This is a genomic window from Paraburkholderia sp. RL17-347-BIC-D (assembly GCF_046027915.1).
Classification (GTDB): Bacteria; Pseudomonadota; Gammaproteobacteria; order Burkholderiales; family Burkholderiaceae; genus Paraburkholderia.
Genome location: NZ_JARESS010000019.1, coordinates 24,890 through 39,150, shown reverse-complemented (window position 1 = coordinate 39,150; position 14,261 = coordinate 24,890). Strand labels below are relative to the sequence as shown.

Below are 14,261 nucleotides of genomic sequence, written 5' to 3'. Positions count from 1 at the left end.
ATCGAGCGGCGCTTTTTATAGAGGCCGCGCCGCTTCTCGTGGGATCATACGCGCCGTGCTGGGCGATTCTGCTTTCTGCACGGTACGAAACAAGAGGAGCAAGGCGATGATCGATGGACTGGTGGGCGGGCGGCTATACGGCGAGGCGCAGATTCGCACGGGGCAGAACGGCAGGCGTTTCGTGACCTGCAAGGTGCGCGCGGCCACCAACGACGGCGACACGATTTTCGTCAACGTGATCGCTTTCGACGACGACGTGCAAACCGCGCTGCTCGCGTTGAGCGACGCGGACAGTGTCGCACTGAGCGGCACCTTGACGCCCAAGGTCTGGACCGACAAGAACGGGCTCGTCAAACCGGCCGTGGATATGGTCGCCCACAAGATGCTGACGGCTTACGAAGGCCGCCGCGAAGCGGATGAATGAGCCGTGTGCGGCGGCTCGCCACCGGCATCCCTGAGATACTCGACGAAACGGTCCGCGACGGGTTCCGCGTCGCCGCTCCGGCGCAGCAGCAGCACTTGCGACATCAGCGTCTCGCCCGTCAGCGGCAAAAACGCGACCTTCGGGTCCTGGACCTGACGCAACGTGTACGGCACTAGCGCAACGCCCATGCCGAAGCCGACCATCGTCACGACGGTCTGCCACAAGCGCGCCTCATGGCGGATCAAGGGACTGAATCCCGCTCCCACGCACTGCGCGATGATCAGATCGTGATAGTGCGGCGACACGGTACGCGGAAATAGAATGAACGGCTCCTGCGCCAATGCCCGCAGATCGACCTTGCGTTTGCGCGCCAGCGGATGAGCGGTGGGCAGGCAGCACAGGAACGGCTCGGAAAAAATCGGCGTGGAAATGACGTCGGTCGGAAAATTGCCCCAATGCGCGCAGCCCATATCGATCTGCATGCGCTGGATCGCGTGCACCTGCTCGCTGGTGTTCATCTCCTTCAGGACGATTTCGACGCCGGGGTAATCAGCCTCGAAGCGATTCACCGCCTGCGGCATGCCACGGTACAGCATCGAATTCACGAAGCCGATACGCAAGCGGCCGGCGAGGCCATGCGCCGAGCGCACCGTCATGCGTTCCGCCTCGTTCGCCTGCAATAACAGGCGGCGCGCTTCGCCGAGCAGCACCTGGCCGGCGTTGGTCAGCGACACCGTCTTGTTGGTGCGCGCGAGCAACTGCACGCCGAGCTGCTCCTCGAACTTGCGAATGTCGAAACTGAGGGCAGGCTGCGAAATGAACAGCCGCTTGGCCGCGCGGCCGAAATGCAGCTCCTCGGCGACCGCCACGAAATAGCGCAACTGCTTCAGGTCCACGGCTGTCTCCTTGGTCTTGATCGATAAGCTGCGTCTATCGTACCGGATATAAGTTGTATTAGACGATTATCGACACCGCTCCTATGCTCCTCCCACAAGCACTGACGTGCATAGCAGAGTAAGGAGACACGTATGAGCGAAATCACCGCGCAGCCGGCACACGGCTCGTCCAACATTCCCGATAGCCGGGGCATCAACTTCTTCACCAGCGATCCCGACTTCGAGCGTCTGTTGAAGCTGCATCTCGGCGAGACGCTGTTTCACGAACTCGAAAGCCAGCTCGTCTCGCTGGGCCAGCGCGCGTCCGACGAACTCGACGTGTGGGCGCTGTCCGCCGACAAGAATCCACCGCAATTGCACCATCGCACGCGACGCGGCGAAGCGCTGCAAAGTATCGACAAGCATCCGGATTACGTCGCGCTGGAACGCGTGGCTTACGCGGAGTTGGGACTGGCCGCGATGAGCCACGAAACCCGCGATGGCAAAAAATCGCCGCCGCCGCTCGTGAAATACGCGCTGACCTTCCTGTTCGTGCAGGCGGAATTCGGCCTGTGTTGCCCCGTGAGCATGACCGATTCGCTCACGCGCACGCTGCGCAAATTCGGCGCGCCGGAACTGGTCGCGCGTTTTCTGCCGATGCTCGCCTCGCGCGATTTCGACACGCTATTCCAGGGCGCGATGTTCATGACCGAACAGGCAGCGGGTTCGGACGTCGCGCGCATTGCCACGCGTGCGTCGCTCGAAACCGATGCGAACGGTGACGAAACGTGGCGTCTGTATGGCGACAAATGGTTTTGCTCGAACGCCGACGCCGATCTCGCGATGGTGCTCGCGCGGCCGGACACGGCGCCGCCCGGCATCAACGGACTCGGACTGTTCCTGTTACCGAAGACGCTGCCGGACGGCTCGCGCAACAGCTACCGGATCGTGCGTCTGAAGGACAAGCTCGGCAGCCGTTCGATGGCGAGCGGCGAGATCGTGCTGGAAGGCGCGGTCGCGTATCTGATCGGCGAAGTGGGCCGCGGTTTTCATCAAATGGCGGACATGATCAATATGTCGCGTCTGTCGAACGGCGTGCGTGCCGCGGGTTTGATGCGCCGTGCGCTGACCGAGGCGTTGCACATCGCGCGCAATCGCGAAGCGTTCGGCCGCAAGCTGATCGACATGCCGTTGATGCAGCGTCAGTTGCTCAAGATGATGCTGCCCGCCGAACAGGCGCGCTCGATGTTCATGCGCATCGCGCTGCTGCTGGAGCAGGCCGACGCGGGCGACCGGCAGGCGGCGAAATGCGTGCGCATCCTCACGCCGCTCATCAAGTTCCGTGCATGCCGCGACGCGCGCCGCGTGACCGGCGACGCGATGGAAGTGCGCGGCGGCACCGGCTATATCGAAGAGTGGAGCGACGCGCGGCTCGTACGCGACGCGCATCTCGGCTCGATCTGGGAGGGCACCAGCAACATCGTCGCGCTCGACATCGCGCGAGCGGCGAAACGCGACGGCGCGCTCGAACCGTTGCGCACGTATCTGCAGGATCTGCTCGGCGCGGTGGGATTGCCGGCGGCCAGTCTCGCGTTGCTGCGCGCGACACTCGCGCGTGCGTGCGACGCGTTGGCGAGCGTGGCGGATTCCGGCCGCGACGAATGGGTCCGGCAAGCGGGCACCGCGCTGTATCACGCAAGCACCGCAGTGTTGATGGCCTGCGAGGGCGTGCGTCTCTCGCCGGATTACCGGCGTCTTGCGCTTGCGCATCTGGTGGTGCGGCACAAGCTGTTGCCGTTCGATCCGCTGGCCTTGCATTCGGCATCGGACGAGAGCGATGTAATCGACGCTTTGGTTAACGGCCGCAGCGTCACGCTCGAACAGGCGCTGCAACTGTTGCCGCAAAGGAGCGCGTAATGGCCGCACCGCTTCCGAACGATGGCAAGCAAGGCGCGTTGCAAGGCATCAAGGTGATCGACTTGAGCCGCGTGCTCGGCGGCCCGTACTGCACGCAGGCGCTCGCCGATCACGGCGCGCGGGTGATCAAGCTCGAGCCGCCCGACGGCGACGAAACACGTGGCTGGGGGCCGCCGTTTTACGGCGACACCGCGTGGTACTTTGCGGGCGTGAACCGCAACAAGCAGGGCATCGCGGTCGATCTCGCGCGCGATGAAGGCCGCGCGATCCTGTGGAAGCTGCTCGAAGATGCCGACGTCCTGGTCGAAAACTTCAAACCCGGCACGCTCGGGCGCTGGGGCATGGATTACGAGCGCGATCTGCGCGAGCGTTTCCCGAAGCTGATCCATTGCGCCGTATCGGGTTTCGGTCCCGATGGTCCACTCGGCGGCTTGCCCGGCTACGACGCCGCGATTCAGGCGATGACCGGCCTGATGAGCGTGAACGGGGAGCGTGACGGTCCCGCCACGCGCGTCGGCTTGCCGGTCGTCGACATGGTCACCGGCCTGAACGCGCTCGCCGGCATTCTGCTCGCACTTGCCGAACGCGCGAAGAGCGGCCGTGGCCAGTCGATCGATATCGCGTTGTACGACTGCGGCGTCTCGCTGCTGCATCCGCATCTGCCGAACTATTTCGGCTCGGGCCGCACGCCGCAGCGCAGCGGCAACGCGCATCCCAACATCACGCCGTACGACAGCTATCGCACAGCGAGCGCGCCGATCTTTCTCGCGGTGGGCAACGACCGGCAGTTCGCGAAACTGTGCGCGCATCTCGGCGCGCCCGAACTCGCCGACGATCCGCGTTACGTCGACAACCGCAGCCGCTGCGCACATCGCGAGCCGCTGAAGGCGGCGCTCGAAAGTCTGCTCGCCACGCACGAGTGCGAGCCGCTCGCGCATGCGCTGATCAACGCGGGCGTGCCGTGCGGCCCGGTGCAAACCGTCGACGTCGTGGCGCGGCATCCGCATACCTTGCATCGCGGCATGGTGGTCGAGATGGGTGAGTATCGCGGCACCGCGTCGCCGATCAAGCTGTCGCGCACGCCGGCCACGTATCGCAGCGCGCCACCGTCGCTCGGCGCCGACACGCGCGACGTGCTCGACGCATTGGGTATCGATGCCGCCACCCAGCAGCGTCTGCTCGAAGCGGGCGTGCTCAAAGCTTAAACACCGCAGTTCCCGGCGACGGCACGCAGAAGCCGCGCCATCCAGAAGAAAGACCTTGGAGACAGAGACATGAATCACGAGTCCGACGACCACGCCGCAAGCCGGCAACCGACGCGCGCCGCAGCCGCGGCTTTTGTCGGCACCACGATCGAGTGGTACGACTTTTATATCTATGCCACGGCGTCCGCGCTGATATTCGGCAAGCTGTTCTTTCCTGGCAGCGATCCGTTTTTCGCCACTCTCGCTTCGTTCGGCACCTTTGCGGTCGGCTTCTTCGCGCGGCCGTTCGGTGGGCTGGTGTTCGGCCACCTGGGCGACCGCATCGGCCGCAAGAAAGCACTCGTGGCGACGCTGGCGATCATGGGCATCGGCACCGTCGGCATCGGCTTCCTGCCGACCTATGCAAGCGCCGGCGTGTGGGCGCCCGTGCTGCTCGTCTTGCTGCGGGTCGCGCAGGGCATTGCGATCGGCGGCGAGTGGGGCGGCGCGGTGCTGATGGCAAGCGAACACGCACCGCAGGGACGGCGCACCTTCTTCGCGTCGTTCGCGCAGCTCGGCAGTCCGGCGGGCTTGATCCTGTCGCTGCTCGCGTTCCGCGCGGTGGCCTCGATGAATAAGGACGCGTTCCTTGGCTGGGGATGGCGCCTGCCGTTTCTCGCGAGTGCCGTGCTGCTGGTGGTCGGCTTGCTGATCCGCGCGGGTGTCGACGAATCGCCGGAATTCAAGGCGCTCAAGGCGCAACGACGCGTGGCCGCGCTGCCGGTCGCCGAGGTCGTGCGCGATGCGTGGCGCACGCTGTTGCTATGCCTCGGCGCGAACGTGATCGGCGTGGCCGGCGCATGGTTCGTCAACACCTTCATGCTCAACTACACGACGCAAACGCTCGGCCTCGACCGTTCGTTGATTCTCGATTGCCTGTTCGTGGTCGCGTTCATCCAGTTGTTCACGCAGCTGGGTTCCGGATGGTTCGCGCAACGCATCGGCACGGGGCGCTTCCTGAAGGGCGCGGCCGCGTTGGCGATGCTGTCGCCTTATCCGATGTTCGCGCTCGTTTCGACCGGGCGGCCGGTGGCGATCGTGATCGGCATTGCGCTCGCTGTGATGTGCATGTCGAGTTCCTACGCCGTGATGGCCGGCTTCATGTCGACCGCGTTCCCGGTGCGCGTCAGGTATTCGGCGATTTCGCTGTCGTATCAGGTGTGCGCCGCGCTTGCCGGTGGTCTGACGCCGCTGATCGGGACGTTGCTCGCGCATCGTTATCCGGGCGCCTGGTGGCCGTTGGCCGTGTTCTATAGTGTTCTGGCCGGCGTATCGCTGGTATGCATCGGCACGCTGGAGCGCCGCAAGCGCGGTGCGGCGCACGGCGTCGCCGAAGCGGCCTAGGCGTTTGCCGGTGCGCTCGACGCCGGGAAACACAGGGTAATTGTGGTTCGTGGTTGACCCCACGTCATAGTCCGCCTACATAATGTCATCCTCAACCGCGCAAAAGCCGCCTACCATCGAGGCGGGCGGCAAAAAAAACGACGGGGGGAAGCCATCATGAATCGCTATCGTTCGCTGGGTGTCGTGACCGGCGCGGCGCAGCTCGCCAGCGCCGACGTCCTGTGCCGGATGAGCGCCGCCTGGAACCGGCTGGGCGCGGGGTGGCCATTCGATCTCGTTCTCGAGCAGCGGTCCTGGCAAGGGCCGGCCTCGCAGAGCGAGGCGAGCGCCCAGTTCAAGATTCACGTATTCGACACCATGCGCGCGTTCGAAAAGCGCGGCGTCGAGGCGATCGTGTTGCCGTGCTTCCTCAGCCATACCTTCATCGACGAACTTTCGGCGAACGTGGCCGTGCCGGTCGCCAACATCATGACGGCGCTCTCGGCGCACGTGCGGCAAGCGTTTCCGTCGGTGCGCCGGATCGGCGTGCTGACTTCGGAGGTCATCCGTCATCACGGCCTCTTCGAACGTTATTTCGATGCCGCGCGGTTCGACGTGCTGCATCCGCGCAACGAAGCGGGCGTCGATTGCGTGACGAGCGCGGTCTATAGCGATGAAGGCATCCTAAACGGCCGCTTCCATGGCCGCCCGGTCGAGTTGCTGCGCGCCGCGTGCGCGGACCTCATTGCGCAGGGCGCGGAGATCATCCTGCCGGGGCTCGTCGAAATCGCGCTGGTCGCGCGCGCGCTCGGCCGGCTCGAGGTGCCGCTCGTCGACGCCAATCTCGTTTACGCGCGCTACGTCGCGGCGGCCCAATATGCGCAGCCGGAGCGGCGCTTCAAGGTGGGCGTGCTGGGCGGCGTCGGGCCGGCGGCGACGGTCGACTTCATGGCCAAGCTGGTGCGCAATACGCCCGCCGCATGTGATCAGGATCACATCAAGATCATGGTCGAGCAGAATCCGCAGATTCCGGACCGCACCGCCGCGCTGCTCGGCAACGGCGACGATCCGACGCTCGCGCTGTATGCCGGCTGCAAGACGCTCGAGGACGGCGGCGCGGACCTCATCGCGATTCCGTGCAATACGGCGCATGCGTTCGTCGAGCGGATCCAGCCGTCGCTCGGCATTCCGATCGTCAATATGCTGACCTGTACCGCCGATTATCTGCGCGAGACCTTTCCGGACGTGCGTGAAGTCGGCGTGCTCGCCACTTCGGGCACGCTCGCGAGCCGCGTCTATGAGCAGGCGCTCGAAGCGCGCGGTTTCGTGCAGATTGCGCCGGGCGAACCGGCGCAGGCGCGGCTGATGAACGCCATCTACGGACCGAAGGGTGCGAAGGCGGGCTTCACGTCGGGCGAGTGCTGCGATGATCTCGCCGCGGCGCTCGACGATCTGGTCGCGCAAGGCGCCCAGGTGATCGTGCTGGGTTGCACCGAGTTACCGCTGCTGTTGCGTGACGCGACGCTGGCGTGCGCGGGCGGACGGGTGATGCGGCTCGTCGATCCGACCGAGGTGCTGGCTAAGTGCTGCGTAGCGTATGCGCTGGGTAACAGCGGGGCGCTGGATGCAGCGCCGGGGGCTGCGGTGCCGACAGGGAGCCGATCAGTGCGGAAAGCGTCTACGGTTAAGAAATGTGCGCCCGTTACCACACCATTGCGCCTTGCAAGTCTGGCGCGATAGCGCCGCTTCACGTCTCCGACGCCGCTTCGAGCGGCTTTAAACCTTTCTCTGCCCAACGGCACAACGCTTGCTGCCGCGCCAAGCGGCGCGCATTTTTGCCGCCGGTCACCGCCTGACGGGCCTGCAAAGCCCACCCGGGCCGCGTCGTGGAAAACTGTATAAATATACAGTATAGTATCCCGTTGCAAGCCGGGCTTCGGCGCGAGTTTCCGCCAGCCCGGCGCACCGAACTTGCGCGGTCGCGAGGCGTCCGTGAGAGGTGACCCACTCATTCAGACGGTCGGAAAAATTGGCATCTAACGGCACTATCAAGATTCGCGGCGCACGCCAGCACAACCTCAAGAACGTCGACCTCGACGTACGAACCGGCGAAATGACGGTCGTCACCGGCCCGTCCGGCTCCGGCAAGTCGAGCCTCGTGTTCGACACGCTTTACGCGGAAGGGCAGCGGCGCTACGTCGAAACATTCAGCGCTTACGCCCGGCAGTTTCTCGACCGCATGGACCGGCCGCAAGTCGACCGCGTCGACGGCGTGCCGCCGGCCATTGCGATCGACCAGACCAATCCGGTGCGCAGTTCGCGTTCCACCGTCGGCACCATGACGGAGCTCAACGATCACCTGAAGCTCCTCTACGCGCGCGCGGCCGAACTGTTCGACCGCAAGACGGCCCATCAGGTGCGCCACGACACGCCGGAAACGATCTACGCCGAGTTGCTCGAACGCACGGCGGAAAACGAGCCGCGGCTCGTCGTCACGTTCCCGGTCGAGTTGCCGGAATCCGCGTCGGAGCAGGAAGTGGAGCAGTGGCTGTCGGCCAGTGGCTACACGCGCGTGCAGGCGCAGCGCGAAGTCGATTCGCCCACCGGCAAGCGCAAGCTGCTCGACGTGGTGGCCGACCGCTTCCGGCTGCGCTCGGTGGACAAGCAGCGGGTGGTCGAGGCGATCGAGGCCTCGCTCAAGCGCGGCGGCGGGCGCGTCAATATCTATGTGCTGCCGGCGTCATCGGAAGGGGCGGACAGTCAGGAAGCCGAACCGCAAATCTGGCGTTTCTCCACCGGCTTGCACAGCCCGGAAAGCGATCTGCGCTACGCCGATCCGCAGCCCGCGCTGTTCTCGTTCAACTCGGCCTACGGCGCGTGCGAAGTGTGCCGCGGTTTCGGCCGCGTGATCGGCGTCGACCTCGGGCTAGTGATTCCAGACGCGCGCAAGACGCTGCGCGACGGCGCGATCAAGCCCATGCAAACGCCCGCGTGGAAGGAATGCCAGGACGATCTGATGCGCTACGCGGCGAAAGCCGATATCCGCCGCGGCACGCCGTGGGGCGAACTGACGGACGCCGAGCGCGACTGGGTGATCAACGGCTCGCCGGATTGGAACGGCAAGTGGCAAAGCCACTGGTACGGCGTCAAACGCTTCTTCGAGTATCTCGAATCGAAAGCGTACAAGATGCATATTCGTGTGCTGCTGTCCAAGTACCGCAGCTATACGCCGTGCGAAACCTGCGGCGGCGCGCGTCTGAAAACGGAATCGCTGTTGTGGCGCCTCGGCAGCAAGGCCAATGCGGACGACGTGCTGCCGGCCGAGAAGCGCTTCCTGCCGCGCGGCGTCGACTGGACGCGCGGGCAGCTCGAAGCGTTGCCGGGTCTGACCGTGCATGACCTGATGCTGATGCCGATCGAGCGCATCCGGCGCTTCTTCGACGAAATCAGTTTGCCGAGCGCCTTGCTCGACGACGCGCTCAAGCTGCTGCTAGCCGAAGTGCGCACGCGCCTCAAGTACCTGTGCGACGTGGGCCTCGGTTATCTGACGCTCGACCGGCAAAGCCGCACGCTGTCGGGCGGCGAAGTACAGCGGATCAACCTGACCACGGCACTCGGCACGTCGCTCACCAAGACGCTGTTCGTGCTCGACGAGCCGAGCATCGGCTTGCATCCGCGCGATCTGAACCGCATCGTCGAAGCCATGCACCGTTTGCGCGATGCGGGCAATACGCTGGTGGTGGTCGAACACGATCCCTCCGTGATGCTCGCGGCGGATCGTCTGATCGACATGGGTCCGGGACCGGGCGAGCGCGGCGGCTCGATCATTTACGACGGCGTGCCCGAGGCGATCCGTTCGTCAGGCACGCTCACCGGCGAGTACCTGGGTGGCCGCCGGCATGTGGCCGACGCGGCGCATTGGTCGCAGCGTCCGGTGGATGCCGCCACGCCGCGCATCGTGCTCGAAGGCGCGACTGAGCACAATCTGCGCGATGTCACGGTGGAGATTCCATTGCAGCGGCTCGTCTGCGTGACGGGGGTGTCGGGGTCCGGCAAATCCACGTTGCTGCAAGACGTGTTGTATCCGGCCATGGCACGGCACTTCGGTCTCGCCACTGAGTCGCCGGGCGCATTCACTAGTTTGAGCGGCGCCGATCAGGTCACCGACGTCGTGTTCGTCGACCAGTCGCCAATCGGCAAGACGGCGCGTTCGAATCCGGCGAGTTACGTCGGCGCGTTCGACGAGATCCGCAAGCTGTTTGCCAAGGCGCCGCTCGCGCAGCAACGCGGCTACGGTCCGGGCATGTTCAGCTTCAACTCGGGCGAAGGCCGTTGCCCAACCTGCGGCGGCTCGGGTTTCGAGCATATCGAAATGCAATTCCTGAGCGACGTGTACCTGCGCTGCCCCGATTGCGACGGGCGCCGTTATCGCGCGGAACTGCTCGAAGTGAAGATCGAGCGCGGCGAACCGGCGCGCGCGCTGAGCATTGCCGACGTGCTGGAATTGACGGTGAGCGAAGCCACCGCATATTTCGCCAAAGATGCCGAAGTGCTGCGCGTGCTGCAGCCAATCGTCGACGTGGGCCTCGAATACGTGAAGCTCGGCCAGCCGGTGCCCACGCTGTCGGGCGGCGAAGCGCAGCGGCTCAAGCTCGCCGGTTTCCTCGCGGAATCGGCCCAGGCGCGGACTGCGCGCAGCGCGAAGCAGCCGGTTGCCAAACGTCTGTTCATGTTCGACGAACCCACCACGGGCCTGCATTTCGATGACATCGCCAAGCTGATGCAGGCGTTCGGCAAGCTGCTCGCGAGCGGTCATTCGCTGATCGTGATCGAGCACAATCTCGACGTGATCCGCGCGGCCGACTGGCTGATCGACCTGGGTCCCGAAGGTGGCGATGGCGGCGGCCGGGTCTTGTGCGCCGGCACGCCGGAAGACGTCAAAGCTTGCCCGGAATCGCATACCGGCGTGGCGCTGCTGCAATATGACCGTGCCATGGGCGCAGCGGCCGAACCGGCGTCGCAAGGCATTCCGCTGCAAAAGGCGCTGAGCGCCGCGCGCGCGCGCCGGGCGATCGAAGGCGAGGACGTGGTGCGCATCGTCAATGCGCGCGAGCACAACCTGAAAGCGCTGGACGTGGACATTCCGCACGGCAAATTCAACGTGATTACCGGCGTGTCCGGTTCGGGCAAGTCCACGCTCGCCTTCGACATTCTGTTTCACGAAGGGCAGCGCCGTTACCTCGAATCGCTGAATGCCTACGCACGTTCCATCGTGCAGCCGGCGGGGCGGCCCGAGGTCGACGCGGTGTACGGCATTCCGCCGACCGTCGCGATCGAGCAGCGGCTCTCGCGCGGCGGCCGCAAGAGTACCGTGGCGACCACGTCGGAGGTCTGGCACTTCCTGCGTCTGCTGTATGTGAAGCTCGGTTTGCAGCATTGCATTCACGACGGTACGCCGGTCACGTCGCAAAGCGTCGAATCGATCGCGGCGCAGTTGCTGCGCGATCACAAGGGGCAGCACGTTGGCTTTCTCGCGCCGCTGGTCGTGAACCGCAAGGGCGTTTATACGGATCTGGCGAAATGGGCGAAAGCGCGCGGCAATACTCATCTGCGTGTGGACGGCGAGTTCGTGCCGGTGGACCCGTGGCCGAAGCTCGACCGCTTCCGCGAGCATACGATCGAGCTGCCGGTGGCCGACATTGTCGTGTCGCCGGACAACGAAGCCGAACTGCGTCAGGCGCTCGACCAGACGCTGGAAGTCGGCAAGGGCGTGATGCATCTGCTGGCGCCGCTCGACGGTTTGCACGACGCGATCAGCGGCGGCCATCCCACCGCGAAACTCGGCGCGGTGAAGGTGCTGTCCACCAAGCGCGCGTGTCCGGTGTGCGGCACGAGCTATCCCGAACTCGATCCGCGCATGTTCTCGTACAACAGCAAGCATGGCTGGTGTACCACGTGTGTCGGCACGGGCCTCGCGCTCACGCGTGAACAACGCGCGGTGTACGACGACACGATCGTCGTCGACGACAATCGCGGTCGCGAACAGAGCCTGCCGTCGGAAGAGCAGGAACCCGAAGGTCTCGTGGACGAACCATGTCCGGATTGTGCGGGTACGCGTCTGAACCCCACCGCGCGCGCGGTCACGTTCGACGCGCAGGCGATTGTCGATGTCGCGCAGTGGACCGTGTCCGACACGCGCGCATGGATCGACTCGCTGGAGATGACCGGTCGCGACGCGGAGATCGCGCGTGACGTGGTGAGCGAAATCGGCAGCCGCCTGCAGTTCCTCGAGGAAGTGGGGCTCGGCTATCTGAGTCTCGATCGCGCGGCGCCGAGTCTTTCCGGTGGCGAAGCGCAGCGCATCCGGCTCGCCGCGCAACTCGGCAGTAACTTGCAAGGCGTGTGCTATGTGCTCGACGAACCGACCATCGGTCTGCATCCGCGCGATAACCAGATTCTGTTGAACGCTTTGCGCAAGCTCGGTGAAAAGGGCAATACGCTGGTGGTCGTCGAGCATGACGAGGACACGATTCGGCGTGCGGATCACATCATCGACATCGGGCCGGGCGCGGGCAAACGCGGCGGCACGCTGGTCGCGCAAGGCAGTGTGGCCGACCTGTCGGCGCAACCCGATTCGCTGACCGGACAGTTTCTAGCGCAACCCATCGTGCATCCGTTGCAGCCGCGCCGCGACGTGATCGCGCCGGGCAAACGCACGGCTGCAGTGCCGGAGAATTGGCTGACTGTGCACGGCGGCAAGTTGCACAATTTGCGCAACGTCACGGTAGGCATCCCGCTCTCGCGGCTGGTGGCGGTCACCGGCGTCAGCGGCTCCGGCAAGTCGACACTTGCGCGCGACGTGCTGATGACCAACCTGCTGGATGCCGTCGGACGTTCAGTGCTGTCGTCGCCGGCCACGCGGCGCGCGCGTGCGGCGGCCGAGGAGAAGCCCGCGGCGAACCGGCGTTCCAGCGTGCTGGCGCGCACAGCGCCGCGTGCGCCGCTCAACGTGACGCATGCATGGCAAGGGTGCGATTCGATCACCGGCTGGGAAACCATCGACCGTGTACTCGAAGTCGATCAAACACCGATCGGCAAGACGCCGCGTTCGTGTCCCGCCACTTACATCGGCGTGTGGGACGCGATCCGCAAGCTGTTCGCCGGTACGCTCGAAGCGCGCGCGCGTGGCTATACGGCCTCGCGTTTCTCGTTCAACACCGGCGAAGGCCGTTGCCCGGCCTGCGAGGGGCAGGGCGTGCGCACCATCGGCATGAGCTTTCTGCCCGACGTGAAGGTGCCTTGCGATGTGTGTCACGGGCAGCGCTTCAATCCCGAGACGCTGGCGGTCACGTGGCGCGGCAAGAATATCGGCGACGTGCTGACCATGGAAATCGACGAGGCCGTCGAGTTCTTTGCGCCCATCTCCAACATCGCTCATCCATTGCAGTTGATGAAAGACGTCGGGCTCGGCTATCTCACGCTGGGTCAGCCGTCGCCCACGTTGTCGGGCGGCGAGGCGCAGCGTATCAAGCTCGTCACCGAATTGAGCAAAGTGCGTGACGACATCACACGGCGCGGCCAGAAACCGCCGCATACCTTGTATGTGCTGGACGAACCGACCGTGGGCCTGCATATGGCGGACGTCGCCAAGCTGATTCGCGTGCTGCATCGTCTCGCGGACGGCGGGCATAGTGTCGTCGTCATCGAGCACGATCTGGATGTGATCGCCGAGGCGGACTGGATCATCGACCTCGGCCCGGAAGGCGGAGTGGGCGGCGGGGCGATCGTCGCTGCTACGGATCCCGAAGGATTGTCGCGCGTTGCGGCGAGTCATACGGGCGCAGCATTGCGGCCGGTTCTCGCGCGATCGCGTAATAACAGCGCTGTCGTGGCAGGCGAGGGCACAAACGGTTGATGCAGCAGAGCGGCGCGATCAACGTTGCGCCGCTCCCGCTTGCTCCTTTGTTGAGTTGAACCCGCAAGAGTTTGCCGGCGCATGATTCATGTCATTCTGGCCGGGCGAATTCGGCCCTCACGAAATTGCCCTATCTGCCTACCAACATCGCGCCGACATCGCCCGCGCCCAACATGATTCGCGTTGTTGGCTTAATGTAATTTATTGGAATTGTTTTGTAATTCAATTCAACGCGTAATTGAGATGCGTATTTAGACTGTCGTAAATACCGCTAAAATATTTTTAAACGCTTCTACTCTTCTGCTATCGTCTCGCCTTCGGCGGCGGTCACACCCCCGGCGCCCGATCACCACAACAAACGTCCTATCCGCGATCCACGCGAGTCATGTTGAGATGGCGCGAAAACGCCTGCCCAGCGGGGGCTTTCGCGATCCGGATCAGACGTGCTGCCGGCCGTTTCGCGTGCATCGATGCACGACGAATGTGCAGCGAATTCCCAATTGTCGGGCAGAAAAAGCCGAATGCTTATCTGCTCGACATACGCTTATTCTTTTAATGCGGAG

At 64.6% G+C, this 14,261-nt stretch carries 7 protein-coding genes; 6 read left to right on the top strand and 1 reads right to left on the bottom strand.

Annotation, left to right across the window (positions count from 1 at the left end):
* Nucleotides 1-106 precede the first annotated feature (106 nt).
* Nucleotides 107-424, top strand: a complete 318-nt coding sequence (locus P0D96_RS24335) for a single-stranded DNA-binding protein (RefSeq protein ID WP_132375150.1) — start codon at nt 107-109, stop codon at nt 422-424.
* On the opposite strand, the gene P0D96_RS24330 is transcribed toward P0D96_RS24335, so the two are convergent.
* Entirely contained in the window at nt 394-1,320 is a 927-nt protein-coding gene (locus tag P0D96_RS24330) for a LysR family transcriptional regulator (RefSeq protein WP_408182642.1), read from the bottom strand. The two genes, P0D96_RS24335 and P0D96_RS24330, sit on opposite strands and share 31 nt — an antisense overlap.
* Before the next feature lie 132 nt (nt 1,321-1,452).
* Here P0D96_RS24330 and P0D96_RS24325 point away from each other — a divergent pair, with 132 nt between their 5' ends.
* From P0D96_RS24325 to uvrA, 5 genes are all read left to right on the top strand, one after another.
* Entirely contained in the window at nt 1,453-3,216 is a 1,764-nt protein-coding gene (locus tag P0D96_RS24325; protein ID WP_408182640.1) for an acyl-CoA dehydrogenase family protein, read from the top strand.
* A complete protein-coding gene (locus tag P0D96_RS24320) occupies nt 3,216-4,421 on the top strand; it encodes a CaiB/BaiF CoA transferase family protein (RefSeq protein WP_408315714.1) in 1,206 nt (401 codons plus the stop codon). The genes P0D96_RS24325 and P0D96_RS24320 overlap by 1 nt, the downstream gene beginning before the upstream one ends.
* 69 nt (nt 4,422-4,490) lie before the next feature.
* A complete protein-coding gene (locus P0D96_RS24315) occupies nt 4,491-5,804 on the top strand; it encodes an MFS transporter (protein WP_408315712.1) in 1,314 nt (437 codons plus the stop codon).
* Nucleotides 5,805-5,960: 156 nt separating this feature from the next.
* The gene (gene cuyB, locus P0D96_RS24310) at nt 5,961-7,523 is read left to right on the top strand and encodes a cysteate racemase (RefSeq protein ID WP_408315709.1); all 1,563 of its coding nucleotides are present in this window, start codon (nt 5,961-5,963) and stop codon (nt 7,521-7,523) included.
* 289 nt (nt 7,524-7,812) lie between these two features.
* Nucleotides 7,813-13,698, top strand: coding sequence for an excinuclease ABC subunit UvrA (gene uvrA / locus P0D96_RS24305; protein WP_408315706.1), 5,886 nt, complete (start codon nt 7,813-7,815; stop codon nt 13,696-13,698).
* Nucleotides 13,699-14,261 lie beyond the last annotated feature (563 nt).